Annotated in this window: 23 protein-coding genes; 9 read left to right on the top strand and 14 right to left on the bottom strand. The window is 67.9% G+C overall.

Features of this window, described 5'->3' with window-relative positions:
* Nucleotides 1–48: 48 nt before the first annotated feature.
* The 4 genes from sucD to ACMVY4_RS04330 all read right to left on the bottom strand — a co-directional run bounded on the left by sucD (nucleotide 49) and on the right by ACMVY4_RS04330 (nucleotide 4,358).
* Complete coding sequence (gene sucD, locus ACMVY4_RS04345) at nucleotides 49–924, bottom strand: succinate--CoA ligase subunit alpha (RefSeq protein ID WP_416898968.1); 876 nt, start codon at nucleotides 922–924, stop codon at nucleotides 49–51.
* Complete coding sequence (gene sucC / locus ACMVY4_RS04340; RefSeq protein ID WP_416898967.1) at nucleotides 924–2,120, bottom strand: ADP-forming succinate--CoA ligase subunit beta; 1,197 nt, start codon at nucleotides 2,118–2,120, stop codon at nucleotides 924–926. The genes sucD and sucC overlap by 1 nt, the downstream gene beginning before the upstream one ends.
* A gap of 139 nt (nucleotides 2,121–2,259) precedes the next feature.
* On the bottom strand, nucleotides 2,260–3,222 hold the full coding sequence (gene mdh / locus ACMVY4_RS04335; RefSeq protein ID WP_416898966.1) for a malate dehydrogenase: 963 nt from the start codon (nucleotides 3,220–3,222) through the stop codon (nucleotides 2,260–2,262).
* A gap of 107 nt (nucleotides 3,223–3,329) precedes the next feature.
* Nucleotides 3,330–4,358 carry a TIGR00341 family protein gene (locus tag ACMVY4_RS04330; protein WP_416898965.1) on the bottom strand — a complete coding sequence of 343 codons (1,029 nt, stop codon included), beginning with the start codon at nucleotides 4,356–4,358 and terminating at the stop codon, nucleotides 3,330–3,332.
* 85 nt (nucleotides 4,359–4,443) lie between these two features.
* Here ACMVY4_RS04330 and ACMVY4_RS04325 point away from each other — a divergent pair, with 85 nt between their 5' ends.
* The 3 genes from ACMVY4_RS04325 to ACMVY4_RS04315 all read left to right on the top strand — a co-directional run bounded on the left by ACMVY4_RS04325 (nucleotide 4,444) and on the right by ACMVY4_RS04315 (nucleotide 6,350).
* Nucleotides 4,444–5,169: a glycosyltransferase family 2 protein gene (locus ACMVY4_RS04325; protein ID WP_416898964.1), complete on the top strand. Its 726-nt coding sequence runs from the start codon at nucleotides 4,444–4,446 to the stop codon at nucleotides 5,167–5,169.
* Nucleotides 5,166–5,483: a lipid-A-disaccharide synthase N-terminal domain-containing protein gene (locus ACMVY4_RS04320; RefSeq protein WP_416898963.1), complete on the top strand. Its 318-nt coding sequence runs from the start codon at nucleotides 5,166–5,168 to the stop codon at nucleotides 5,481–5,483. Before ACMVY4_RS04325 ends, ACMVY4_RS04320 begins: the two co-directional genes overlap by 4 nt.
* An 81-nt stretch (nucleotides 5,484–5,564) precedes the next feature.
* Nucleotides 5,565–6,350 carry an SDR family NAD(P)-dependent oxidoreductase gene (locus ACMVY4_RS04315; protein ID WP_416898962.1) on the top strand — a complete coding sequence of 262 codons (786 nt, stop codon included), beginning with the start codon at nucleotides 5,565–5,567 and terminating at the stop codon, nucleotides 6,348–6,350.
* 305 nt (nucleotides 6,351–6,655) lie between these two features.
* On the opposite strand, the gene ACMVY4_RS04310 is transcribed toward ACMVY4_RS04315, so the two are convergent.
* Nucleotides 6,656–8,326, bottom strand: a complete 1,671-nt coding sequence (locus ACMVY4_RS04310; RefSeq protein WP_416898961.1) for a thiamine pyrophosphate-binding protein — start codon at nucleotides 8,324–8,326, stop codon at nucleotides 6,656–6,658.
* Nucleotides 8,327–8,467: 141 nt separating this feature from the next.
* Between ACMVY4_RS04310 and ACMVY4_RS04305 the strand changes: the two genes are divergently transcribed.
* The 4 genes from ACMVY4_RS04305 (at nucleotide 8,468) to ACMVY4_RS04290 (ending at nucleotide 12,826) form a co-directional block, all read left to right on the top strand.
* Nucleotides 8,468–9,616 (top strand): acyl-CoA dehydrogenase family protein, encoded by a 1,149-nt coding sequence (locus ACMVY4_RS04305; RefSeq protein WP_416898960.1) that lies wholly within the window; start codon nucleotides 8,468–8,470, stop codon nucleotides 9,614–9,616.
* Nucleotides 9,613–10,650, top strand: coding sequence for an acyl-CoA dehydrogenase family protein (locus ACMVY4_RS04300; RefSeq protein WP_416898959.1), 1,038 nt, complete (start codon nucleotides 9,613–9,615; stop codon nucleotides 10,648–10,650). The genes ACMVY4_RS04305 and ACMVY4_RS04300 overlap by 4 nt, the downstream gene beginning before the upstream one ends.
* Nucleotides 10,651–10,763: 113 nt before the next feature.
* On the top strand, nucleotides 10,764–11,537 hold the full coding sequence (locus ACMVY4_RS04295; RefSeq protein ID WP_416898958.1) for an enoyl-CoA hydratase: 774 nt from the start codon (nucleotides 10,764–10,766) through the stop codon (nucleotides 11,535–11,537).
* Between the two features lie 341 nt (nucleotides 11,538–11,878).
* On the top strand, nucleotides 11,879–12,826 hold the full coding sequence (locus tag ACMVY4_RS04290) for an AEC family transporter (RefSeq protein ID WP_416898957.1): 948 nt from the start codon (nucleotides 11,879–11,881) through the stop codon (nucleotides 12,824–12,826).
* A gap of 6 nt (nucleotides 12,827–12,832) precedes the next feature.
* Here ACMVY4_RS04290 and ACMVY4_RS04285 read toward each other — a convergent pair whose 3' ends face one another.
* The 4 genes from ACMVY4_RS04285 to aroA form a co-directional block, all read right to left on the bottom strand.
* Nucleotides 12,833–13,708 carry an ion transporter gene (locus ACMVY4_RS04285; RefSeq protein WP_416898956.1) on the bottom strand — a complete coding sequence of 292 codons (876 nt, stop codon included), beginning with the start codon at nucleotides 13,706–13,708 and terminating at the stop codon, nucleotides 12,833–12,835.
* A gap of 77 nt (nucleotides 13,709–13,785) precedes the next feature.
* Nucleotides 13,786–14,925: a succinyl-diaminopimelate desuccinylase gene (dapE, locus tag ACMVY4_RS04280; protein WP_416898955.1), complete on the bottom strand. Its 1,140-nt coding sequence runs from the start codon at nucleotides 14,923–14,925 to the stop codon at nucleotides 13,786–13,788.
* A 166-nt stretch (nucleotides 14,926–15,091) separates the two neighbouring features.
* On the bottom strand, nucleotides 15,092–15,952 hold the full coding sequence (locus tag ACMVY4_RS04275) for an ATP-binding protein (protein ID WP_416898954.1): 861 nt from the start codon (nucleotides 15,950–15,952) through the stop codon (nucleotides 15,092–15,094).
* A gap of 18 nt (nucleotides 15,953–15,970) precedes the next feature.
* On the bottom strand, nucleotides 15,971–17,302 hold the full coding sequence (gene aroA, locus ACMVY4_RS04270; RefSeq protein ID WP_416898953.1) for a 3-phosphoshikimate 1-carboxyvinyltransferase: 1,332 nt from the start codon (nucleotides 17,300–17,302) through the stop codon (nucleotides 15,971–15,973).
* A gap of 186 nt (nucleotides 17,303–17,488) precedes the next feature.
* Between aroA and ACMVY4_RS04265 the strand changes: the two genes are divergently transcribed.
* Nucleotides 17,489–17,959, top strand: coding sequence for an Hsp20 family protein (locus ACMVY4_RS04265; RefSeq protein WP_416898952.1), 471 nt, complete (start codon nucleotides 17,489–17,491; stop codon nucleotides 17,957–17,959).
* A complete protein-coding gene (locus tag ACMVY4_RS04260; RefSeq protein ID WP_416898951.1) occupies nucleotides 17,952–18,173 on the top strand; it encodes a DUF1150 family protein in 222 nt (73 codons plus the stop codon). The genes ACMVY4_RS04265 and ACMVY4_RS04260 overlap by 8 nt, the downstream gene beginning before the upstream one ends.
* A 590-nt stretch (nucleotides 18,174–18,763) precedes the next feature.
* Here the strand turns inward: ACMVY4_RS04260 and choV are convergent.
* Genes choV through ACMVY4_RS04235 form a run of 5 tightly spaced genes read right to left on the bottom strand, consistent with a single transcriptional unit; the run spans nucleotide 18,764 to nucleotide 24,157 of the window.
* Nucleotides 18,764–19,924 carry a choline ABC transporter ATP-binding protein gene (gene choV / locus ACMVY4_RS04255; RefSeq protein ID WP_416898950.1) on the bottom strand — a complete coding sequence of 387 codons (1,161 nt, stop codon included), beginning with the start codon at nucleotides 19,922–19,924 and terminating at the stop codon, nucleotides 18,764–18,766.
* Nucleotides 19,921–20,766 carry a choline ABC transporter permease subunit gene (choW, locus tag ACMVY4_RS04250; RefSeq protein WP_416898949.1) on the bottom strand — a complete coding sequence of 282 codons (846 nt, stop codon included), beginning with the start codon at nucleotides 20,764–20,766 and terminating at the stop codon, nucleotides 19,921–19,923. The genes choV and choW overlap by 4 nt, the downstream gene beginning before the upstream one ends.
* 51 nt (nucleotides 20,767–20,817) lie before the next feature.
* The gene (locus ACMVY4_RS04245; RefSeq protein WP_416898948.1) at nucleotides 20,818–22,026 is read right to left on the bottom strand and encodes a class I SAM-dependent methyltransferase; all 1,209 of its coding nucleotides are present in this window, start codon (nucleotides 22,024–22,026) and stop codon (nucleotides 20,818–20,820) included.
* Entirely contained in the window at nucleotides 22,023–22,796 is a 774-nt protein-coding gene (locus ACMVY4_RS04240; protein ID WP_416898947.1) for a DUF1365 domain-containing protein, read from the bottom strand. Before ACMVY4_RS04240 ends, ACMVY4_RS04245 begins: the two co-directional genes overlap by 4 nt.
* The gene (locus ACMVY4_RS04235; protein WP_416898946.1) at nucleotides 22,793–24,157 is read right to left on the bottom strand and encodes an NAD(P)/FAD-dependent oxidoreductase; all 1,365 of its coding nucleotides are present in this window, start codon (nucleotides 24,155–24,157) and stop codon (nucleotides 22,793–22,795) included. The genes ACMVY4_RS04240 and ACMVY4_RS04235 overlap by 4 nt, the downstream gene beginning before the upstream one ends.
* Nucleotides 24,158–24,164 lie beyond the last annotated feature (7 nt).

The raw sequence follows: 24,164 nt of genomic DNA, 5'->3' as shown, positions 1-24,164 counted from the left end.
TCATTCAGTTGTCAAAGGGGCGGGTAGCATAGTCATGTTGCCGCCCGGTTAACCCTTCAGTTTCTCCACCAGCGTGGTGCCGAGAGCCGCAGGCGAGTCCGCGACCGAGATCCCGGCCGAGCGCATCGCCTCCATCTTGTCGCCGGCGCCGCCCTTGCCGCCTGCAATAATCGCACCGGCATGGCCCATGCGGCGGCCCGGAGGCGCCGTGACGCCCGCAATGAAGCCGACGACGGGCTTTTTCACCTTCGACGCCTTCAGGAAATCGGCCGCCTCTTCCTCGGCGGTGCCGCCGATCTCGCCGATCATGATGATGCTTTCGGTCTCATCGTCGCCCAGGAAAAGGTCAAGACAGTCGATGAAGTTGGTGCCGTTGACCGGATCGCCGCCGATGCCGATGCAGGTGGTCTGGCCCAGGCCCGCGGCCGTGGTCTGCGCCACCGCCTCGTAGGTCAGCGTGCCGGAGCGGGAGACGATGCCGACCGTGCCGCGGCGATGGATGTGGCCGGGCATGATGCCGATCTTGCACTCGTCAGGGGTGATGACGCCCGGGCAGTTCGGGCCGATCAGCCGGCTGGAGGAGCGCTGCAGGGCGTTCTTCACCGTCACCATGTCGAGCACCGGAATGCCCTCGGTGATGCAGGTGATCAGCTCGATCCCGGCGTCGATCGCCTCCAGGATCGCGTCGGCCGCGAACGGCGGCGGGACGTAGATCACGGACGCATTGGCGCCGGTCTTCTCCTTCGCCTCGGCGACGGTGTTGAAGACGGGCAGGCCGAGATGCTCGGAGCCGCCCTTGCCCGGGCTGGTGCCGCCGACCATCTTCGTGCCGTAGGCGATCGCCTGCTCGGAATGGAAGGTGCCCTGGTTGCCGGTGAAGCCCTGGCAGATCACCTTGGTGTCCCTGTTGACCAGAACAGCCATTATGCAGCCTCCTTCACGGCCTTGACGACCTTGTCCGCGGCGTCGGCCAGATTGTCGGCGGCGACGATGGTCAGCCCCGAATCGGCCATGATCTGCTTGCCCTTCTCGACGTTCGTGCCCTCCAGGCGCACGACCAGCGGCTTGTCCAGCGAGACCTCGCGGGCCGCGGCGACCACGCCCTCGGCGATGACGTCGCAGCGCATGATACCGCCGAAGATGTTGACCAGAATGCCCTTCACGTTCGGGTCGGACAGGATGATCTTGAAGGCCTCGGTGACCTTCTCCTTCGTCGCGCCGCCGCCCACGTCCAGGAAGTTCGCCGGCTCGGAGCCGTAGAGCTTGATGATGTCCATGGTCGCCATGGCCAGGCCCGCGCCATTGACCATGCAGCCGATCTCGCCGTCCAGCTTGACGTAGTTGAGGTCGTATTCGGAGGCCTTCACCTCCATCGGATCCTCTTCCTCGACGTCGCGCAGCTCGGCGACGTTCTTGTGGCGGAACAGCGCGTTGTCGTCGAAGTTCATCTTCGCATCCAGCGCGATCACCTCGCCGCCGCCGGTGACGACCAGCGGATTGATCTCGACCAGGCTGGCGTCGAGTTCGACGAAGGCGGTGTAGAGCGCCATGATGAACTTCGTCGCCGACTTCACCTGGTCGCCCTCAAGGCCCAGGAAGAAGGCGATCTTGCGCGCGTGGAAGCCCGAGATGCCGGTCGCCGGATCGACCTTCACCCGGATGATCTTCTCCGGTGACTTCTCCGCCACGTCCTCGATGTCCATGCCGCCCTCGGCGGAGGCCATGAAGGTGATCGAGGAGGTGCCGCGGTCCAGCAGCACCGACAGGTACAGCTCGCGGGCGATGTCGCAGCCATCCTCGATGTAGAGGCGCTTCACTTCCTTGCCCGCCTCACCGGTCTGCTTGGTCACCAGCACGTGGTTCAGCATCTCGCCGGCGTTCTCGCGGACCTCGTCGACCGACTTGGAGACGCGCACGCCGCCCTTGCCGTCCGGATTGCCCTTGAAGCGCCCGGCGCCGCGGCCGCCCGCGTGAATCTGGGATTTGACGACCCACACCGGACCGCCCAGTTCCTCGGCGGCCTTGACCGCTTCGTCCACCGTGAAGGCCGGGTGGCCCTTCGGCGTTGCGACGCCATACTGCCGCAGCAGGGCCTTCGCCTGATATTCGTGAATGTTCATGATGTTCCGGGTTTCCGAGACAAAAGGAAGCCGGCGCGCCACGGGTCCGGCGCGTCGGGAGGGGCCAACCTAACGGGGGCGGGGGCCGGGATCAATGCGTCCCGGCCAACCCTGCCATGTCGGATTGGCGGAAAGCGGCTTACGCCAGGCTGGAATCGATGCCCTTGCAGGCCTCGACCAGGCCCTTCACGGCGTCGACGGACTTGTCGAAGCCGGCCTTCTCGGCCTCGTTCAGTTCGATCTCGACGATGCGCTCGACGCCGTCCGCGCCGATCACCACCGGCACGCCGACATAGAGATCGTCGACGCCGAACTCGCCGTCCAGATAGGCGGCGCAGGGCAGCACGCGCTTCTGGTCGCCCAGATAGGCCTCGGCCATCTGGATCGCCGCGGTCGCGGGGGCGTAGAAGGCCGAGCCGGTCTTCAGCAGGCCGACGATCTCGGCGCCGCCATCGCGGGTGCGCTGCACGATCTGGTCCAGCTTCTCCTGCGTGATCCAGCCCATCTTAACCAGGTCGGGCATCGGAATGCCGGCCACCGTGGTGTAGCGGGTCGAGGGGACCATGGTGTCGCCGTGGCCGCCCAGCACGAAGGCGGTGACGTCTTCAACCGAAACGCCCATCGCCTCGGCCAGGAAGAAGCGGAAACGGGCCGAGTCCAGCACGCCGGCCATGCCGACGACCTTGTTCTTCGGCAAGCCGCAGGCCTTCTGCAGCACCCAGACCATGGCGTCGAGCGGGTTGGTGATGCAGATGACGAAGGCGTCGGGGGCATATTTCTTGATGCCCTCGCCGACCTGGCCCATCACCTTGATGTTGATGCCCAGCAGGTCGTCGCGGCTCATGCCCGGCTTCCGGGCCACGCCCGCGGTCACGATGATGACGTCCGCGCCGGCGATGTCGGCATAGTCCTGGGTGCCGGACATGGCGGCATTGAAGCCGTCGACGGGCGCGCTCTCGGCCAGGTCCAGCGTCTTGCCCTGGGGCAGACCCTCGACGATGTCGAAGACGACCACGTCGCCCAGTTCCTTCATGGCCGCGAGATGGGCCAGAGTGCCGCCGATATTGCCGCCGCCGATCAGTGCGATTTTCTTCCGGGCCATGAAATGAAGTCCCCCTGGTTGGTCCGATATAGAGATGGCGCGCATCAAGACGCGCGTGATGGCAGGCCGCCAGTGTGCCAGTTGTCGCGGGGGCCGAACAGGGGGCGCTACTGCAATCCGATTGTCAGATTCTCGCCCAGCCGGGTCTTGAAGACGATGATCGCCGCCAGCGCGATCAGCAGCACCGTCCAGACGGCCAGGTTGATGCGGATCGACCATTTCGCCTTCTTGGCCTCGAACCAGGTGCGCGGGCGGATGCCCTTGGTGCGGAAGATCAGCTGCGCCGACAGGTTCACGCAGACCACATTGACCGCCAGCAGCAGCAGCGCATCGGCGGCGAGCTTCCATTCGCTCCAGCCCAGCATGATGCCGACCGTGGCCGCCGGCGGCAGCAGCGCCACCGCGACCATGACGCCCACCAGCGTCGCCGACAGCCCGGTGGTCAGCGACAGCGCCGCCGCCGCGCCGGAGGCCAGCGCCACGGCGATGCTGTCCAGATCCACCCGGGTGCGGCTCAGCAGTTCCTCGGACTCCAGATTCTCCTGGAACAGCAGCCCGACGCCGACGCTCAGCACCAGCGTCAGCGCGACGCCGAACGCATTGGTGACGATGGTCTTCCGGATCATGGTCATGTCGCCGACCGCGGTGGCGAAGGCCAGCGCCAGATTCGGCCCCAGCAACGGCGCGATCACCATGGCCCCGATGACCACGGCGATGTTGTCCTCCATCAGCCCGATGGTGGCGACGACCGCCGACAGTGCCACCAGCAGGGCGAAATTCTGGTCCAGCTCGGCGCCGCGGCCGATCTGGGTCGCCAGCTCCTCCCGCGAGAGGCCCCCGGTCATGCGCTTCTGCTTCGCCTTCTCGGAGTCGTGCTTCTCTTCCTCGATGATCGGCAGGGTCGCCTCGACCGGCAGGATGATGATCCGCCAGTTCGACGATGTGGACAGCATCATCTGCAGCGCGTCCAGCAGCCGCTGCCGGTCCAGCGTACCGCAGGCGATGCGGATGACGCGCCGGCCGTCGTCGGTCCGGGCGCCGATGATCACGTCGTCGGCGCCGCTCGAATCGGCCAGGCTGCGGATGCGTTCTGTCTGCCGGTCCTCGGCAATGACCTCGATGATGCGGGCTGTCACGTACGCTCCCCCTGAGGCCGCGTCCTCTATTGGACGCCGCCGCGCAAATCTGGCATAGGCGGCGCGTCTGACCAAACGGTACGCCATGCATGACTACGCCGTCGTGATCCCCGCCATGAACGAGGCCGGCAATATCGGCCGCCTGGTGCGCGAGATCCACGACACCCTGACCGATCGCCCCCCGCGGGAGATCATCGTGATCGACGACGGCTCCGACGACGCGACGCCCGAGGAGCTGCGCGCCCTCATGGCCGAGGTGCCGGAACTGCGGGTGCTGCGCCACGACATCCGTTCCGGCCAGAGCGCGGCGGTCCGCTCCGGCGTGCGGGCAGCGGCCTCCCCGGTGATCGTGACCATGGACGGCGACGGCCAGAACCCGCCCGCCGACATCCCGAAGCTGCTGGCCGAACTGGCCGGCGATGCGCAGGGCGAACCCGCCCTGGTCAATGGCTGGCGCACCGGGCGCAAGGCCACCGGCAGCCGCCGCTTCGCCAGCCGCTTCGCAAACGCGGTCCGGCAATGGGCGCTGAAGGACGACTGCCCCGATTCGGGCTGCGGCCTGAAAGCGTTCTGGCGGGAGAACTATCTGGCGCTGCCCTTCTTCGCGACCATGCACCGATTCATGCCGGCCACCTTCGGCCTCTACGGGCGGACCACGGCGATGGTCGAGATCGGCGACCGCGCCCGCGACAGCGGCACGTCCAAGTACACCAACTGGAAGCGCGCCCTGGACGGCGTGTTCGACCTGCTGGGCTTCGTCTGGCTGCGCAAGCGGACCCGGAACCCTGCCGCGACGGAGATCTCCCGATGATCGAGGCCATCGTCGACTGGTGGAACCGGATGACCGGGATCGAAGCCTGGCTGGTGATCTTCGGCCTGGTCGCGCAGTCGATGTTCTTCATGCGCTTCCTGGTACAGTGGATCGTCTCCGAGAAGGCGCGCCGGTCGGTGGTCCCGGAGATGTTCTGGTACTTCTCCATCTCCGGCGGGATCCTGATGTTCATCTACGGGGTGCTGCGGGAGGACCCGGTGATCATGCTGGGCCAGTCCACCGGCATCTTCATCTATTCCCGCAACCTCTACTTCATCTGGCGCGAGAAACGCCGCTTCCCCGGCGCCGACTGACCGCCATGCCCCGAAACCGCTTTCGCACGGCGCGGCGGAACGGCAGATTGGCGGGCAACGAGAAACGAGGGGAGGATGGCGATGAGCCAGGAAATCGATCTTTCGGGCCGCGCGGCGATGGTCACCGGCGCGGGCAGCGGCATCGGCCGCCGGACGGCGCATGTACTGGCGGAGGCCGGCGCTTCCGTGGCCTGCACTGACGTCAACGCCGCCAGCGCGCAGGAAACCGCGACCGCGATCCAGGAAGCCGGCGGGCAGGCCATCTCGGTCGCCCATGACGTGGTCGACGAGGCGCAGTGGGCCGCCGCGGTGAAGGCCACCACCGACGCCTTCGGCAATCTGCGCATCATGGTCAACAATGCCGGCATCGAGCTGGTGAAGACCATCGACCAGATTTCCACAGCCGATTTCCGGCGCGTCATGGACATCAACGTGCTGGGTGTCTTCCTGGGCATCCAGGCCTGCGCCGACGTGATGCACGAATCGGGCGGCGGTTCGATCATCAACCTGTCGTCGGTCGCCGGCCTGATCGGCGCGCCGCGTCAGGCGGCCTATTGCGCGTCGAAGGGCGCGGTGCGGCTGATGACCAAGGCGACGGCGCTGGAACTGGCCGGTTCCGGCAGGAAGGTGCGGGTGAACTCGGTCCATCCAGGCATCATCGAGACCCCGATGATGAACGACCTGATCATGGGTGTGCCCGAGGACCAGCGGGAGGCCCGCATCGCCCAGATGCACGCCCGCCACCCCATCGGCCGGCTGGGCCAGCCCACCGACATCGCCAACGCCATCCTGTTCCTGGCCTCGGACATGTCCGACTTCATGACCGGCTCGGAAGTGGTCGTCGACGGCGGCATGACCGCGAACTGAGGACGGACACTCTGACGCCCCCGGGTCAGGCCCGGGGGCCTGTGCCCGCCACCGCCGCGACGGCTGGACCGTGAGGTCCGCGGGTCAAGCCCGGGGACGGCAGAGTCACGAGGACAGGTTTCATCCCTTTTCAAGGCCGCCTGCGCCGGACCGGATCCCCGAGTCTCGCTGACGCTCGATCGGGGATGACAGGCCGAGACGGTCACCCCTGCTGGCGCGCAGCGACACGCGGGGGTCCGGAAATGCGGAAGGGCTTCCACCTGCTGACGCCCCCGGGCCCGACCCGGGGACGGCAGTGAGTTGCCTCAGCCCTTCTTCTTCTTCGCCGCCTCGGCGAGGCTGGCGATGGTGGCGGTGGGGGTCAGGACTTCCGGGTCGATGCGGATCTCCAGGATGCTCGGCCCCGGCTGGTCCAGCGCCTTCTCCAGCGCCGGATAGAAGTCCTTCGTCTTCTTGATCACCGCGCCGTAGCAGTCATAGGCCTCGGCCAGTTTCGCGAAGTTCGGGTTCTTCAGGTCGGTGGCGATCTTGCGGCCGGTGTAGTCGCGTTCCTGATGCATGCGGATGGTGCCGTACATCGCGTTGTTCACGACAATGAAGACGATGGGCAGGTCGTACTGCGCCGCGGTGGCGAATTCCTGGCCGTTCATCATGAAACAGCCATCGCCGGAGAAGCTGATCACGTGCCGTTCCGGATGCACCAGCTTGGCCGCGACCGCCGAGGGCACGCCATAGCCCATCGAGCCCGAAGTCGGCGCGAGCTGCGTGCGGTAGCGCTTGTGGCGCATGAAGCGGTGGACCCAGAGCGTGGCGTTGCCGCCGCCATTGGTGACGATGGTGTCGGGCGGCAGCTTCTCGGTGATGTGGTGGACGATCTCGGCCAGCTGTACCGGCCCGTCCATCTTTGTCGGCTCGGTGAATTCGAGGTAGCGCTTGTGGGCGGCCTTCGCCACGCCCTTGTTCTTGCGCACGACGATGTTCTCGACCGCGCCGGCGAAGCCCGCCGGAGTCGCCACCAGCCCCAGATCCGCCTGATAGACGCGGCCGATCTCCTCCGGGTCCGAATGGACGTGGATCAGCCGCTGCTGCGGGCGCGGGATGGCGAGGTAGGAATAGCGGCCGCTGGTCATCTCGCCCATGCGCGCGCCCACCACGATCACCAGATCGGCGGTCTTGATGCGCTCCACCAGCTTCGGGTCCGGCGCGATGCCCGCGACGCCGGCATAGGCCGGGCCGGTATTGTCGACGAAATCCTGGCAGCGGAAGGAGGTCATCAGCGGGATGTCGTTGGCCTCGGCGAACTTCGAGATCTTCTTGCCCGTCTCCTCCGACCAGCGCCCGCCGCCGACGATGATCACCGGGCGCTCGGCGCCGGCGACCATGATCTCGAAGCGCGTCAGATCCTCGACCACCGGACCGTATTCCGGCGCGTGATAGGGCGTGCCCAGCGCACCCTCGGCGCGGTCGCGCAGCATGTCCTCGGGCAGCGAGATCGCTACCGGGCCGGGCCGCCCGCCCGCGGCGGTGTGGAAGGCGTGGCTGACGAACTCCGTCGCGCGGCCGGCATCCTCCAGCTCGCCGGTCCACTTGGTCAGCTGGCTGAGGAAGCGGCGGTAGTCGAGCTCCTGGAATGCCTCCCGCTCCGACTGGTCGCGGGCGACCTGGCCGATGAACAGGATGATGGGCGAGCTGTCCTGATGGGCGATGTGCAGGCCCGGCGTGGCGTTGGTGGCGCCGGGACCGCGGGTGACGAAGGCGATGCCGGGCTTGCCGGTCAGCTTGGCGTAGGCGTCGGCCATCATGGTCACACCGCCTTCCTGACGGCAGGTGATCAGCCGGATCTGCGGCGTGTCGTGCAGCGCGTCCAGCGCCGCCAGATAGCTCTCGCCCGGCACGCAGAAGGCCAGGTCCGCGCCGTGATGCGCCAGCGCGTCGACCAGCAGCTGCCCGCCCGTGCGCCGATTGCTCTTGCTCATCCGTCCCTCCCCCGCGGTCGTATGCCTCGCGACGCTATGGGCATCCCCGCGCGCTGGCAAGGCAGACCCGCAGCGGGGGGTGATTGATTCCGGCCCGCCCGCTGGTAGTTTGGCGGCCGGGGAGACGAAAGGACCGACCGGATGGGATTCTTCAATTTCGAGCCGCTGACCCTGCCGCCCGAGGCGGAGCAGCTGCGCCAGGAAGTGCGCGACTTCCTCGACGAGGCGATGGCGGACATGCGGCCGGTGGACCGCGCCTTCAACTGGATGGGCCGTGACGCCGAATTCTCGCGCAAGCTGGGCCGGAAGGGCTGGATCGGCATGACCTGGCCGAAGCAGTTTGGCGGGCAGGAGCGCACCTTCCTGGAGCGCTACGTTCTGAGCGAGGAACTGCTGGCCGCCGGCGCGCCGGTCGCCGCGCACTGGATCGCCGACCGCCAGTCCGGGCCGATGATCATCTCCGTCGGCACCGATGAGCAGCGCGAATTCTTCCTGCCGAAGATCGCCGCGGGCGAAATGAGCTTCTGCATCGGCATGTCGGAGCCGGACAGCGGCTCCGACCTTGCCGCAACCCGTTCGAAGGCCGAAAAGGTCGATGGCGGCTGGAAGCTGTCGGGCACCAAGGTCTGGACCTCTGGCGCGCACGAGGCCGACTACATGATCGGCCTGTTCCGCAACGAGGCCAATCCCGAGAAGAAGCATGAGGGTCTGACCCAGTTCCTGATCGACATGAAGTCGGACGGGCTGACCATCCGGCCGATCATCAACCTGGCCGGCCAGCACCACTTCAACGAATGCGTCTTCGACGAGGTCTTCGTCCCCGACACCCGCGTCGTCGGCAAGGTCGGCAATGGCTGGAAGCAGGTGACGTCCGAGCTCGCCTTCGAGCGCAGCGGACCGGAGCGCTATCTCTCCTGCATCCAGCTGATCATCGAGATGATCCGGCTGGCCAAGGACCGCGACGACCCTTCGCTGAACGAGGAACTCGGCCGCATGACCGCGCATGTCATGACGCTGCGGCGCATGTCGCTGGCCGTCGCCGGCAAGCTGCAGCGCGGCGAGAACCCGGCGCTGGAGGCCAGCGTGGTGAAGGATGTCGGCGGCGTCTTCGAGCAGTCCCTGCCCGAGATCGCCCAGCGCCTGTTCGAGGACGAGCCGACCCTGATGGACGGTACCGACTTCCAGGAGGTCCTGGCCTTCCTGATGCAGGAAGCCCCGTCCTTCAGCCTGCGCGGCGGCACGCGCGAGATCCTGCGCGGCATCATCGCACGGGGGCTCGGCCTCCGATGAGCGAACTGCGGAACATCCTGACCGACAGCGTCAACGGCCTCTTCGGCGACCGCGTGACCAAGGAACTGCTGACCGAGTTCGACACCTCGGGCGGCGCGGACGGCCTCTGGGACGAGGTCGAGGCCCAGGGCCTGACCCGGCCGCTGGTCTCCGAGGAGAAGGGCGGCGTCGGCGGCGAGTGGCGCGACGCCCATGTGCTGCTGTTCGCGCAGGGCTATCACTGCGCCCCGCTGCCGCTGGGCGAGACCATCCTGGCGACCTGGCTGGCCGAGAAATCCGGCCTCGACGTGCCCGACGGCGCGGTCACGGTGATCGACGGGCGCGGTTCGCTGACGCTGGACGGCGGCAAGCTGTCGGGCACCGCGGCGCGCGTGCCCTGGGCGTCGAAGGCGGCGAACGCGGTCGTCATCGCCGAAAACGGGGCCGGGCCGAAGATCGGCCTGCTGGACCTGTCGCAGGCGGAGATCGCGTCCGGCGAGAACGTCGCCAAGGAGCCCCGCAACGACGTCACCCTGTCGGGCGCAGCGGTCGACATGAAGCCGCTGCCGAACGACGTGCCCGCCGACGGCATCATGCTTTACGGCGCCATGGTGCGGGCGGCGCAGCTTGCCGGCGCGCTGGAGAAGGTGCTGCAGCAGGCGGTGCAGTACGCCAACGAACGCACCCAGTTCGGCCGCCCCATCGGCAAGTTCCAGGCGATCCAGCAGGAGCTGGCGCGCTGCGCCGGCGAGGCCGCGGCCTCCGCCGTCATCGCCGAGGCGCCATTCGCGGCGCTGGACGAGGGCCAGCCCGCCGAATACCTGATCGCCGCCGCCAAGGCCCGCGCCTCGGAGGCCGCCGGTATCGCCGCCTCGGTCGGCCACCAGACCCACGGCGCCATCGGCTTCACCTACGAACACAGCCTGCACTTCGCGACACGGCGGCTCTGGTCGTGGCGGTCGGAGTTCGGCGGTCAGCGGTTCTGGTGGAAGAAGCTGGGCGAACGCACGGTCAGCCGCGGTGCCGACAATTTCTGGCCCGACATCACGGGCTGACATCTATCTGCAGCCCCCGGGCCTGACCCGGGGGTCCTGGAACAACGCGCGTCACGGCGCCACGGATCATGTCCGGGGCCGCCATGGCGTGCGGCATGAGGGGAAGAACGGCCATGACCGACTACAAGACCATTCTGGTTGAGCACGAAGTGCGGCCGGGCGGCGAGATCGCGCGCATCACGCTGAACCGGCCGGACAAGCTGAACGCCATGTCCAGCGAGATGAACCGGGAACTGCGCAAGGCGGCCTATGCGCTGTCGAAGGACAAGGACCTGCGCGCCGTCGTGCTGGCGGCAGCGGGCGGCAAGGCCTTCGTCGGTGGCGCGGACATCAACGAGATGGCCGAGATGGACGCCCAGACCGCACGGGACTTCATCACCAACCTGCACCGCGCCATCAATCAGGTGCGCATGCTGCCGGTGCCGGTGATCGCGCGGATCGACGGCTACTGCCTGGGCGCCGGGCTGGAGCTGGTGGCGGCCTGCGACATGCGCGTCTGCACGGAAGACACGAAACTCGGCATGCCCGAGGTCCGCGTCGGCATGCCCAGCGTCATCGAGGCGGTGCTGCTGCCGAAGATCATGGGCTGGGGCAAGGCCGCCGAGATCCTGCTGACCGGCGACATGATCGACGCGCAGGAGGCGCTGACGTGCGGCCTGGTGCAGAAGGTCACGCCGAAGGGCGGGATCGACGAGCAGGTCGACGCCTGGCTCGGCTCCATCCTGTCCTCGGGCCCGCAGGCCGTGCGCATCCAGAAGCGGCTGCTGCGGTCGTGGGAGAACCTGCCCATCGACGCCGCCATCCGCGCCGCCATCGACGCCTTCGAGGAGAGCCATTCCGGGCCGGAGCCGCGGGCCTACCTGTCCAGATTCCTGCGCAAGGACTGACATTCTTTCGCCCTCGGGCTTGACCCGAGGGCCCTGGCGAGGCCTGTGCCGGAGGTCCTCGGGTCAAGCCCGAAGACGGAAAATAAGAGGGGTCCGGACACGATATGCGAGCCGCCATCGCAGCATTCGCAGCACCCTTGCTTCCCCCCTTGAGGGGGAAGTGGCCGCGAAGCGGTCGATGGGGGGCGCAGCCAAAGGCTTCCGGCTGCTGCCAGGCCGCAATTTCGGCTTCGCCGAACCACCCCCATCCTGACCTTCCCCCCTCAAGGGGGAAGGAAGGCGTTGCCGCCACATGCTGCGCTGCATGCCGACCCATCCATCCCCAAACGGGCGGTTTCTGAATGGGCGCGGTCTTCGAGGTCGTCTTTCCGGTCTTTGCGCTGATCGCCATCGGCTACGCGCTGGGCAAGTCGCCGCTGCTGGCCGGTGAGGCCGGCATCCAGGCGCTGACGAGCTTCGTCTTCTACGCCGCCATTCCCGCCCTGCTGTTCCGTCTCTTCGGCCGCGGCCTGCCCGAGGGCGGGATCGAATGGTCCATCGTGCTCGGCTATTTCGCGGCGACGCTGCTGCATTTCGGGCTGACCATGGGGGTCAGCCGCTTCGTCTTCCGGAACCCCAGTGTCGAACTGGGGCTGGCGGGCATGACCGCCAGCTTCTCCAACACGGTGCTGATGGGCATCCCGCTGATCTACACAGCGTTCGGCGACGACGGGATGCTGCCGCTGCTGATGATCGTCACCTTCCACCCGATGATCCTGATTCCACTGGCGACCATCATCACCGAATCGATGCGCGGCGACGCCAGCCAGCGCCGCAGCCCGGTCCTGATCCTCTTCAATTCTGTGAAAAGTCTGGCCGTGCACCCGGTGATTCTGGGCATGCTGGCGGGGCTGGTCTTCGGCATGACCGGATGGACCCTGCCGGTGGTGCTCGACAGGCTCGTCGACATGCTCTCCAGCGCCGCGACCCCGGCCGCGCTCTGCGCGCTCGGCGCGTCGCTGACCCGCTTCTCCATCGCCGGCGACATCAAGGAAAGCCTGACGCTGGTGGCGTTGAAGCTCGCCGGGCTGCCCTTCCTCGTCTGGGTCTTCACCGCCCATGTCTTCGACAACGACCCGCTCTGGGTCACGGTGGCGACCATCAACGCGGCCATGCCCTGCGGCGTGAACGCCTTCCTGCTGGCCCGCTACTACGGCACCTACACCCAGCGGTCGGCCAGCGCGATCCTGATCGGCACTGGGTTCTCGGTGGTCACGGTCTCGGCGCTGTTCGCGCTGATGGGGACCTGACGGCGCTCAGCCCGGCTTTGCAGATTCACCTTCGCCGCCGCCAGGCGCCGGCAGACGCTCGGCCAGACGCGCCACGTCCTGACGCAGCGCCACCAGCTCCTCCAGCATCCGGACCCGCTCGTCATGGGCGGTGCTCTCCGCCTCGCGCAGTTCGGCCTCGTGCTGGGACTGCATGGCGTTGACGATGACGGCGATGAACAGGTTCAGAACGGTGAAGCTGGTCAACAGGATGAAGGTGACGAAGAAGATCCAGGCGTAGGGATACTGCTCCATCACCGGGCGGACGATGCCCATGGACCAGCTTTCCAGCGTCATGATCTGGAACAGGCTGTAGGCGGACGCGCCGAGATCGCCGAACCATTCCGGGAAGTCGTTCTTGAACAGCTTCGTCGCGATGACCGCACAGATGTAGAAGACGAGCACCAGCAGGGCGATGATCGAGCCCATGCCCGGAATCGCCTTGAACAGCCCCTGCACCACCTTGCGCATGCTGGGGATGCCCGAGACCAGCCGCAGGGCGCGCAGGATGCGCAGCGCCCGCAGCACCGACAGGCCGCCCTCGGACGGGACCAGCGCAATGCCCACGACCGCCAGATCGAAAAGGTTCCAGCCATTGCGGAAGAAGCCGCGGCCATAGGCGAACAGCTTCAGGGCGATCTCGACGACGAAGACCGTCAGCGCCGCCCCGTCCAGGAACAGGATCAGCGGTCCCGCAGCCGCCATCGCCGAGGGCGAGGTCTCCAGCCCCAGCGTGACCGCGTTCAGGCAGATGATCACCAGGATCGCGCGTTCGAAGGTCGGGTTCTCGACCAGAGTGCGAACCCGCCCGCGCGTGCGCGTCAGCCAGTTCGTGTCTTCACCGGTCTGGCTGATGGGGTTCATGATCGCTCCGGGAAGATGCAGGGGACGGACGCGCCAACAGATAGGTGCCGTCGTCCGGCTTCGCCAGCGCCGCCCGGTCAGGTTCCGGAAAAGAAGCTTCTCAGCACCCGTTCGTAGATCGCAGTCAGTTTCGGGATGTTCTCGACGGCGCAGCACTCGTCGACCTTGTGCATGGTCTGGCTGATCAGGCCGAACTCGACCACGGGGCAGGCATTCTTGATGAAGCGCGCGTCCGAAGTGCCGCCCGTGGTCGAGAGATCGGGATCGACCTTCAGTTCCGAGCCGATGGCGGCTTCCAGCATGGCGGTCAGATCCCCCGGCGCGGTCAGGAACGGATCGCCCGAATTGCGCACGGTCAGCGTGTAGTACCCGCCGACCGAGTCGCAGGCCGCGCGGATCTTCGCCTCCAGGCCGGCCGCGTCCTGCTCGGTATTGTAGCGGACGTTGAAACGGGCCTCGCCGCGGGCCGGGATGACGTTGGAGGCCGCGTTGCCGACATCGATGGTGGTGATTTCCAGGTTCGACGGCTGGAAATGGTCGGTGCCCCCGTCCAGCTGCAGCCCGGCGATGTTGTCGAGCATCTTCACCAGCCGCGGCAGCGGGTTGTCGGCCAGATGCGGGTAGGCGACATGGCCCTGCTGGCCGGTGACGACCAGATGGCCGGAGAAGGAGCCGCGGCGGCCGATCTTGGCCATCTCGCCCAGCACCATCGGGTTGGTCGGCTCGCCGACAAGGCAGGCGTCGATGCGCTCGCCGTTCTCAGCCATCCAGTCCAGCACCTTCACGGTGCCGTTGATCGCCGGGCCTTCCTCGTCGCCGGTGATCAGGAAGGCGATGGAGCCGTCGATGCCGTCGGCGATCACGCGCGCGCTGGCCTCGGCCATGCAGGCGATGGCGGTCTTCATGTCCACCGCGCCGCGTCCGTAGAGATAGCCGTCATGGATCTCGGCCCCGAAGGGATCGAACGCCCACGCATCGGCGTCGCCCACCGGGACCACGTCGGTGTGGCCGGCGAAGCAGAAGACGGGGCCTTCCGTGCCGTAGCGGGCGTAGAGGTTCTCCACGTCCGGCGTGTCATCGTCGGAGAAGGTCAGCCGGTGACAGGTGAAGCCCAGCGGCTTCAGCGCGCCCTCCAGGCAGGTCAGCGCGCCGCCCTCCTCGGGCGTCACCGAGGGGCAGCGGATCAGGTCGCGGGCGAGTTCCAGCGCATCGGTCATCGGTCGGCCTTGTTCATTTCATCGTTTGCAGAACACTCTATGGCATCCGCTCCGCACAGACGTCACCCCGGCCATGAGCCGGGGTCCGGAGCGGCTTCGCCGCCAGTTGATGGGTCGACCGGATGCCGGGTCAAGCCCGGCATGACGGATGAGCAATGTCAGGACCTCAGTCCAGCGGCTTGCCCTGGCGGCCGGCGAGGTCCTGGATGTACTGCCAGGCCACGCGCCCGGAGCGGGAGCCGCGGGTGGTCGCCCATTCGAGCGATTCGGCCTTCATGTCGTCCTCGGAGATCGTCAGCCCGTAGCGCTCGCAATAGCCGCGGACCATGGCGAGATAGTCCTGCTGGCTGCAGGAATGGAAGCCGAGCCAGAGCCCGAAGCGGTCCGACAGCGAGACCTTCTCCTCGACGGCCTCGGAGGGGTTGATCGCGGTCGAGCGCTCGTTCTCCACCATGTCGCGGGGCATCAGGTGACGCCGGTTCGAGGTGGCGTAGAAGATGACATTGGCCGGCCGGCCCTCGATGCCGCCCTCCAGCACCGCCTTGAGCGACTTGTAGGCGGTGTCGTCATGATCGAAGGAGAGGTCGTCGCAGAACAGGATGAAGCGGGCGTCGGCGTGGCGCTTCAGCAGGCCGAGCAGGCGTGGCAGGGTGTGGATGTCCTCGCGGTGGATCTCGATCAGCACCAGCCGCCCCTCGGTCTCGGCATTGACCGTGGCGTGCGCCGCCTTGACCAGCGAGCTCTTGCCCATGCCGCGCGCGCCCCAGAGCAGGGCGTTGTTGGCCGGGTGGCCGCTGGCGAAGCGGCGCGTGTTGTCGGTCAGGATGGCGCGCACATGGTCGATGCCCTGCAGCAGGCCCATCTCGACGTGGTTGACCTGCGGCACCGGAATCAGGCTGGCGCTCTCGGCGCTCCAGACGAAGGCCGAAGCCGCCTCGATATCCAGTTCGCCCAGCGGCGGCGGCGCGATCCGCTCCAGCGCATCGGCGATCCGGACCAGCAGTTCCCTCGTGTCGGCGTCGGTCATGGCGCTGGCGTTCCTCCCTCAGATCTCTGCGATATCGGCGCCCAGGCCGCGGAAATGGCCGGTGAAGGCCGGATAGCTGGTGGCGATGGTCTCGGCGCCGGTGACCTCGATGGCCGCCTCTGCCGCCAGGCCCAGCACCAGAAAGCTCATGGCGATACGGTGATCGTGGCTGGCGTCGATGCTGCAGCCGCCGGCCGGACACTTGCCCGCGCCGCCATGCACGGTCATGCCGTCCTCATGCTCCTCCACCTCGACGCCAGCGGCGCGGAGCCCCTGAACCATGACAGCGATGCGGTCGCTTTCCTTCACGCGCAGCTCCTCGATGCCGCGCATCTCGGTCCGGCCCTCGGCCAGCGCCGCGGCGACGCAGAGGATGGGATACTCGTCGATCATCGAGGCCGCGTTCGCCGGCGGCGCGGCGACGCCCTTCAGGTCGGAGCCGCGCACGCGCAGATCGCCGACCGGCTCACCGCCCTGCACCCGCTCGCCCAGCACCTCGATCGAGCCGCCCATGGCGCGCAGCACCTCGAACAGCCCGGCGCGGAGCGGGTTCAGCCCGACATTGCGGATGGTGACGTCGCTGCCCGGCAGGATCAGCGCGGCGACCGTGGCGAAGGCGGCCGACGACGGGTCGCCCGGCACCTCGATGGTCTGCGGCCGGAGCTCGGGCTGGCCGGTGACCTTGGCCACGAACAGCCCGTCCTCCTCCCGGCTTTCGACCTCGGCCCCGAACTGGCGCAGCATGTTCTCGGTGTGGTCGCGGCTGGGCTTGGGCTCGCGCACGGTGGTGACGCCGGGGGCGTTCAGGCCGGCCAGCAGCACCGCCGACTTCACCTGGGCCGAGGCGACCGGGCTGACATAGTCGATGGGCATGGCGGTTTCCGGTCCGGTCACGGTCAGCGGCAGGCGGCCGCCCTCGCGCGACTGGAACACCGCGCCCATGCGGCTCAGCGGTTCGATCACGCGCTGCATCGGCCGCTTCGAGAGCGAGGCGTCGCCGGTGAAGGTCGCGGTGATATCGTGGCCCGCCACCAGACCCATCAGCAGGCGCGCGCCGGTGCCGGAATTGCCCATGTCGAGAACGCCGGACGGCTCGGCCAGCCCGCCCACGCCGACACCGTCGATCGACCAGCGGCCTTCCGCCCGGCGCTCGATGGTGGCGCCCAGCGCCCGCATCGCGCCCGCCGTGGCGCGCACGTCCTCTCCCTCCAGCAGGCCGCTCACCTCGGTGCGGCCGACCGCCAGCGCGCCGAACATCAGCGAGCGGTGGGAGATCGACTTGTCGCCGGGCGCGTCGATGGCGCCGTTGAGGCCTCCCTGCCCCAGCGGCCGTGCGGCGATGGTGGTCATCGGATCGTCCTGTCAGAACCTGATGAGCGGGCGATAGCACGGGCGGGGCGGCGCGCGCCAGCGGCTTGAACAGGTTCGCAAACGCCATAAATATAGGCATGCGGATGCCTCAGGCAGGGTCCGTGTCCGGGCCGGCTCGACAGGCCGGCCCAGTCTAGCTCGCTTATCCGAAGGAGTGGACGGTCCATGACCCGTATGTCGCTTTTCAACAGCCCGCTGCTGCTGGGCTTCGATCACGTGGAGCGCGTGCTCGACCGCGTGGCCAAATCGGCCAATGACGGCTACCCGCCCTACAACATCGAACAGACCGGCGATCAGTCGTTGAGGATCACCCTCGCGGTCGCCGGGTTCGAGGACCGGGATCTCTCGGTCACGGTGGAGGAGAACCAGCTGGTGATCCGCGGCCGCCGCGGCGAAGAGGATTCCGAAAGGATTTTCCTGCATCGTGGCATCGCAACGCGCCAGTTCCAGCGCGCCTTCGTCCTCGCCGAAGGGATTGAGGTCGACGACGCCCGGCTGGACAACGGCCTGCTGCATATCGACCTGAACCGGCCGACGTCGGAGACCCTGGTGAAGACCATTCCGATCCGCTCGAAGCAGGAAGAAGCGAAGCCCATGATCGACGGCCGCAAGGCCAAGGAGGCGACCGATGAGTGACACCGCCCGCGACATCAAGCAGATGACCCCCGAAATGGTCGCCGCCGTCGGCCAGCAGGCCATGGCCTATGTGCGCCCCGTCGAGCTGGAAGGCGGCCAGACCGCCTACGGCATCTTCGCCGCCAACGGCCAGCACCTCGGCGTGGCACCGTCGCGCGAACTGGCCTTCATCACCGTCCGCCAGCACGAACTGATGCCCGTCAGCGTGCACTGACCGGACCCGCTACGCCCCCACACCTGTCGTCCCCGGGCCTGACCCGGGGACCTCTCGGTTCAACCGCCGCGGCGGTGGATGGCTGAGGCCCTCGGGTCAGGCCCGAGGTCGGCAGAGTGTTCTACTGGTCAACAGGAGCCTCCCCCTGGCAGGGGGAGGCCGGCGCGCAGCGACGGGTGGGGGTCGGCTGCGATGATGGAATAATGACAGACGCCTGAGCTGCTCCCACCCCCACCCAACCCTCCCCCTCGGAGGGGGAGGGCTTGAAGGGACGACCGCTGACCACTTGCGGGACCGGCCCTCTACTGCTGACTTCAGGATGTCCGATCAAGGTTGCGGCAAGCCAATCACCTTGCGGAACGTCACGCCGGACCCCCGCGTGACGCTTGGCGCCAGTGGGGGTGACCTCTCAGGGTGTCATCCCCGATCGAGCGTCAGCGAGACTCGGGGATCCGGCGGACAAACAGTCCTGCGCCAAGGCTGCCCCACACCTGTCGTCCCCGGGCCTGACCCGGGGACCTCACGGTTCAACCGCCGCGGCGGTGGATGGCTGAGGCCCTCGGGTCAGGCCCGAGGGCGGCAAAGGAGGCTCAACGCTTCCTCAATAGCCCCTTGTAGATCTCCCGGTGGCCGACGATGCCGGCGAGGCGGCCGTCGTCGACGATCAGCAGCGGCGCTTCCGAGGCTTCGCAAAGCTCGATGGCGGTCTGGATGACGATCTCCGGGCCGGCCAGGGTCATGCAGTCGGGCCGCACCTCGCCGCCACTGTCGAGCGCGATCAGGTCCGCCGGCGCGCCGTTGCGGGCCGCGCCCTCGACCGCGCCGGCCGCGTCCAGCGTCACGGTCCAGCCGTCCTCCAGCTCCAGCGTCCGCGCACCCGATCCTTCGACAGGCCGCATGATCGTGGCCGCGCGGAGCACCTGCAGCGGGTTCATGTGGGCGACGAAGTCGGCGACGTAGCCGTTGGCCGGGTTGAGCACGATGTCCTCCGGCGCGCCGGTCTGGACGATCACACCGCCCTCCATGATGGCGATGCGGTTGCCGATCTTGATCGCCTCGTCGAGGTCGTGACTGACGAAGATGATGGTCTTTTTCAGCCGGGACTGCAGGGCCAGCAACTCATCCTGAAGCCGTGAGCGGATAAGCGGGTCCAGCGCCGAAAAGGGCTCGTCCATCAGCAGCACGGGCGCGTCGGTGGCGAAGGCGCGGGCAAGGCCGACGCGCTGCTGCATGCCGCCCGACAGCTCGTGCACCTTCGCCTCGGCGCGGTCTTCCAGATGCACCAGCTCGAGCTGCCGCTGCACCCGCTCGCGCCGTTCGGCGGCGGGCACGCCGGCCAGCTCCAGCCCGAAGCCGACATTCTCCGCGACCGTGCGCCAGGGCAGCAGCGCGAACTGCTGGAACACCATGGCGATGCGCCCGGTGCGCAGGCGGCGGAGTTCGGCGGCGCCGCAGGTCGCAACGTCGATCTCCCGCGCGCCGTCATGCACCTGCACCGCGCCGCGGGTGACGCGGTTCAGCCCGTTGACCGCGCGCAGCAGGGTCGACTTGCCGGAGCCGGACAGGCCCATCAGCACGACGATCTCGCCCTCGTTCACGTCCAGGCTGGCGCCCATGACGCCGACGACATTGCCGGTCTCGGCCTGGATCTCGGCGCGCGAGCTGCCGCCGTCGATCAGCGGCAGCGCCCGGTCCGGCCGTTCGCCGAAGACGATGTCGACGTCGCGGAAGCGGACGGCGGGCCCGCTCATCGCCCGGGTCCGGCGTCGTCGCGGCGGCAGAGCCGGTCGAGGATGATGGCGATCAGCACGATGGCGAGGCCGACCTCGAAACCGCGGGCGATGTTGACCTGATTGAGCGCACGGAGCGTCGGCACGCCCAGCCCGTCGGCGCCAACCAGCGCCGCGATCACGACCATGGACAGCGACAGCATGATGGTCTGGGTCAGACCCGCCAGGATCGAGGGCAGGGCATAGGGCAGCTCGACCTTCCAGAGCAGCTGCGAGCCCGTGGCGCCGAAGGCCTCGCCGGCCTCGATCAGCGGCTTCGGCGTCGAGCTGACGCCCAGATGGGTGAGCCGGATCGGCGCGGGCAGGGCGAAGATCACGGTCGCGATCAGGCCAGGAACCATGCCGAGGCCGAACAGGATCAGCGCCGGGATCAGATAGACGAAGGTCGGGATCGTCTGCATCAGGTCGAGGACCGGCCGCATGGCCTTGTAGAGCCATGGCCGGTGGGCCGCGGCGACGCCCAGCGGCACGCCCACCGCCATGCAGACCACGGCCGAGGACAGCACCAGCGCCAGCGTCTCGGTGGTCTCCTCCCAGTAGCCCTGGTTGACGATCAGCAGCAGCGCCGCAGCGACGAAGCCGGTGAACCAGACGGACCGCTTCAGCACCCAGGCGAGGCCTGCCACGATGGCGATGGTGACGAAGGGATGCGGCGCCTGCAGCAGCCACAGCAGGCCGTCGATCATGGTCTCCAGCCCGATGGCGATGCCGTCGAAGAACCAGCCCAGATTGTCGGTGATCCAGTCGACGAAGCTGCTGACCCACTTGCCGACAGGCAGCTTGTTCTCGGTCAGCCAGTCCATGGCCGAGCCTTCCGTGATGCCGTCATCCGCGTTCCCCTCCCGCGGCGCGGATCAGCCGGGTCTGGTCAGCCGGAAATGCGCCACGTCGATCGAGCCGGACTGAAATCCGGCGGTGCAATAGAGCAGATAATAGTTCCACATGCGGCGGAAGCGGAGATCGAAGCCCGGCATGGCCTGGATCCTCTCCCAGGCGCCGTTGAAGCGCTGGTGCCAGTCCAGCAGCGTCCGAGCGTAGGACGGGCCGAAGAAGCGCTCGCCGTCGACGCTCAGGCCGGCGTCGCGGGCCTGGTCGCGGAACTTGCCCGGGCTGGGCAGCATGCCGCCGGGAAAGATATAGCGCTGGATGAAGTCGGCGCGGCGGCGGTAGCTCTCGAACATGCTGTCGTCGATGGTGATCGCCTGCACCAGCGCGTTGCCGCCGGGCTTCAGCCGCTCGAAGACGGTGTGAAACCAGGCCGGCCAGTGCTCCTCGCCGACCGCCTCGAACATCTCGATGGAAACGATCTTGTCGTAGTGGCCGGCGGTGTCGCGGTAGTCGGTCAGGTGGAAGCTGGCCCGGTCGGCGTAGCCGCCGCGCTCCGCCCGCTCCCGCGCCCAGGCGAGCTGCTCGGTCGACAGCGTCACGCCCTCGACGGTGGCGCCGAACTCGGTCGCCGCGACCTCGGCGAAGCCGCCCCAGCCGCAGCCGATCTCCAGCACCCGGTCGCCGGGCCGGATGTTCGCCTGGCGGCAGATTTCCCGGTACTTGGCGAGCTGGGCGGTCTCCAGATCGTTGGCCCCGCTGTCATAATCGGCGGCCGAATAGGTCATGGTGGGGTCCAGCCACGCGGCGTAGAAGCCGTTGCCCAGATCGTAATGGGCGGCGATGTTGCGGCGGCTGCCGCTGCGGGTGTTCGACCGCCGCCGGTGCGCGGCCATGTTCAGCAGCCGCGAGGCCCAGGTGCCGCGGATGGCGGCGATGATGTCGGCGCGGTTCGCCTGCGCCACCTGGAAGACCGCCAGCAGGTCCGGCGTTTCCCATTCGCCGGCGAGATAGGCCTTCGCCAGACCGAGCTCGCCGCCCAGCGCCAGCCGCCGCAGCGCCTTCCAGTCGCGGATGTCGATGCGGGCCGAAGGCGTGCCACTGCCGCCCGAGAGCGTGCGCCCGTCGGGCAGCGTCAGCGTCAGCGCGCCGTGGCGCAGCTCGCCCAGCACCGGCTTCAGGATCGCCAGCCAGAGCCGCGCCTCGACGCGGCCGATGTCAGTAGCGGAATCGTTCATCCGTCAGTTGCCCTGACGCCGCGTTCCGGCGTTTCCGGTCCCTTGCGCCCCAGAAAGGGCACGCCCTTCAGCCACAGTTTCAACGCCTCCCAGTGGATCCCCGCAATGATCTTGTGGGTCATCAGCGGGTGGCGCAAGACCGCAGCGGCGAGGGCCCTGTCGGTCAACGGGCGGCGATTGCCTGAAAAAGCGGCATCCAGCAAGGGTCCGCGGCCGGTGTCATGGCGGATCACGACGGCCACATTTTCCGCCGGCGGGCGGATGCGGAAACGGTAGCGGCCCTCGACCTCCAGGAAGGGCGAGACGAAGAACTGCTTCTCGGTCTGGTGCCGCACAAGCCCGTTCCCGGCATCCGCGGGCAGCACATAGGCGTGGCGGTCGCCGAAGGTGTTGTGGACCTCGTAGATGGTCGCGGTCAGGCGGTCATCCCCGTCGCGGCAGAACCAGACGCTGAGCGGGTTGAAGACGAAGCCCAGCAGACGCGGATAGCAGAGCAGCTCGATCCGGTGGGGCTTCGGCAGGCCGGCAGCGGCGAGTTGCGCCTCGGCCCAGGGCCGCAGCGGCGTGACGCCGTCGCCGTGATCCTTCGCCCGGAAGCTCAGCAGCGCCGGGCGTTCGTTGCCGAACAGCCTGAGGCCTGCGGCGGTCTCCGCCAGCCGGTCGATGTCCAGCAGCAGGCTGAAGACGCGGTAATCCAGCCGGTGACGCTTCGGACGGTGCCGGACATGAACGACGCGCCCCTCGTAGATGGCGCCCCAGGCTCGGGTCATGCGGCCCGGCCGGCCCGCCGCACAGTCACCGGCGGCCAGTCCTCGGGCAGCTGCAGCCGCCCGGATTCCGCCTCGACGGCCCAGGGCCGCCTGCCGCCGCCCAGCGCCTCGGCGACGGCGAGACCGGACTGGATGCCGTCCTCGTGGAAGCCGTGGCCCAGATAGCTGCCGCAGAACCACAGGCCGCGCCGGCCCTGCAGATCCCAGATCATGCGCTGCATCGCGTCGGTCTGCATGTCGAACATGGGATGATCATAGGGGAAGCTTCTGAGCACGCCATCGGGCATGTCATCGGCCGGCGGGTTCAGGGTGACGAACAGGTTGGTCGCCGTCTTCAGCGGCTGCAGCCGGTTCATCCAGTAGGTCACCAGCGGCGCGCGTTCGGCGCGGTTCTCCGCGATCATGTAGTTCCAGGCCGCCCAGGCGCGGCGGCGCGACGGCATCAGCCGGCGGTCGGTATGCAGCACCGCCAGATTGCGCTGGTAGCGGAAGGCGCCCAGGACACGGCGCTCGGCCTCGTCCGGATCCTTGATCATGCGCAGGCTCTCGTCGGCATGGCTGGCCATGACCACCTGATCGAAATACTCGACCCCGCCCTGCCGGTCCTCGATGCGGACGCCGTCGGGCGTGCGGGTGACGGCCTCGACGCCGGTGTTCAGCCGCAGCGCGCCCTCGTAGTCCTCCAGCAGCGCCTCGACATAGCTGCGCCCGCCATTGACGACCGTGCGCCAGAGGGGCCGGTCGCCCAGTCCCAGAAGGCCGTGATTGGCCATGAAGCGGAAGAAGGGCTCGGCCGGGAAGTTCAGGATCGACGCGGTGGGAGACGACCAGATCGCCGCGCTGAGCGGCAGCACGTGATAGTCGATCAGACGCTGCCCGATCCGGTGCCGCTTCAGGAAGTCGCCCAGCGTTTCGTCGCCCAGACCTTCGGCCAGCGCGCGGCGGCCCAGCGCGTAGAAGCGCAGCAGATCGCGCAGCATGATCAGGAAATGCGGGTTGGCGATGTTGCGCTTCTGGGCGAACAGCATCGACGGGCGCGAGCCCGCATATTCGAACCGCCCGCCATTGGCCGAGACCGAGAAGCTCATGTCCGAGGCGGCGGTGCGGACCTCCAGATGCCGGAACAGCGCGCAGAGGTTCGGGTAGTTGCGCTCGTTGTAGACGATGAAGCCGGTGTCGACCGGCACGATGCCGTCCGGCGTCTCCGCATCGACGGTGTTGGTGTGTCCGCCGGCGTACTCCGCGCGGTCATAGATGGTGACATCGTGGTCGCGGGCCAGAAGCCAGGCGGCCGAGAGACCGGAAATGCCGCTGCCGATGACGGCGAGGCGCTTGCGGAGAAATGGAGGTCGGTTGTTCATGCGGCGC

Origin of the sequence: Minwuia sp., from assembly GCF_048007105.1 — a bacterium.
Classification (GTDB): domain Bacteria; phylum Pseudomonadota; class Alphaproteobacteria; order Minwuiales; family Minwuiaceae; genus Minwuia.
Note: the sequence above shows the minus strand (reverse complement) of the source record. Positions and strands in the feature narration are given on the sequence as shown.

Coding starts and splice junctions, on each gene's coding strand:
- ACMVY4_RS04260 (WP_416898951.1), top strand. CDS start 17,952: ATGAGTGACACCGCCCGCGACATCAAGCAGATGACCCCCGAAATGGTC.
- sucC (WP_416898967.1), bottom strand. CDS start 2,120: ATGAACATTCACGAATATCAGGCGAAGGCCCTGCTGCGGCAGTATGGC.
- ACMVY4_RS04295 (WP_416898958.1), top strand. CDS start 10,764: ATGACCGACTACAAGACCATTCTGGTTGAGCACGAAGTGCGGCCGGGC.
- ACMVY4_RS04290 (WP_416898957.1), top strand. CDS start 11,879: ATGGGCGCGGTCTTCGAGGTCGTCTTTCCGGTCTTTGCGCTGATCGCC.
- ACMVY4_RS04300 (WP_416898959.1), top strand. CDS start 9,613: ATGAGCGAACTGCGGAACATCCTGACCGACAGCGTCAACGGCCTCTTC.
- choV (WP_416898950.1), bottom strand. CDS start 19,924: ATGAGCGGGCCCGCCGTCCGCTTCCGCGACGTCGACATCGTCTTCGGC.
- ACMVY4_RS04265 (WP_416898952.1), top strand. CDS start 17,489: ATGACCCGTATGTCGCTTTTCAACAGCCCGCTGCTGCTGGGCTTCGAT.
- ACMVY4_RS04310 (WP_416898961.1), bottom strand. CDS start 8,326: ATGAGCAAGAGCAATCGGCGCACGGGCGGGCAGCTGCTGGTCGACGCG.
- ACMVY4_RS04235 (WP_416898946.1), bottom strand. CDS start 24,157: ATGAACAACCGACCTCCATTTCTCCGCAAGCGCCTCGCCGTCATCGGC.
- ACMVY4_RS04285 (WP_416898956.1), bottom strand. CDS start 13,708: ATGAACCCCATCAGCCAGACCGGTGAAGACACGAACTGGCTGACGCGC.
- choW (WP_416898949.1), bottom strand. CDS start 20,766: ATGGACTGGCTGACCGAGAACAAGCTGCCTGTCGGCAAGTGGGTCAGC.
- mdh (WP_416898966.1), bottom strand. CDS start 3,222: ATGGCCCGGAAGAAAATCGCACTGATCGGCGGCGGCAATATCGGCGGC.
- ACMVY4_RS04320 (WP_416898963.1), top strand. CDS start 5,166: ATGATCGAGGCCATCGTCGACTGGTGGAACCGGATGACCGGGATCGAA.
- ACMVY4_RS04315 (WP_416898962.1), top strand. CDS start 5,565: ATGAGCCAGGAAATCGATCTTTCGGGCCGCGCGGCGATGGTCACCGGC.
- ACMVY4_RS04305 (WP_416898960.1), top strand. CDS start 8,468: ATGGGATTCTTCAATTTCGAGCCGCTGACCCTGCCGCCCGAGGCGGAG.
- ACMVY4_RS04275 (WP_416898954.1), bottom strand. CDS start 15,952: ATGACCGACGCCGACACGAGGGAACTGCTGGTCCGGATCGCCGATGCG.
- ACMVY4_RS04325 (WP_416898964.1), top strand. CDS start 4,444: ATGCATGACTACGCCGTCGTGATCCCCGCCATGAACGAGGCCGGCAAT.
- dapE (WP_416898955.1), bottom strand. CDS start 14,925: ATGACCGATGCGCTGGAACTCGCCCGCGACCTGATCCGCTGCCCCTCG.
- sucD (WP_416898968.1), bottom strand. CDS start 924: ATGGCTGTTCTGGTCAACAGGGACACCAAGGTGATCTGCCAGGGCTTC.
- ACMVY4_RS04245 (WP_416898948.1), bottom strand. CDS start 22,026: ATGAACGATTCCGCTACTGACATCGGCCGCGTCGAGGCGCGGCTCTGG.
- ACMVY4_RS04240 (WP_416898947.1), bottom strand. CDS start 22,796: ATGACCCGAGCCTGGGGCGCCATCTACGAGGGGCGCGTCGTTCATGTC.
- aroA (WP_416898953.1), bottom strand. CDS start 17,302: ATGACCACCATCGCCGCACGGCCGCTGGGGCAGGGAGGCCTCAACGGC.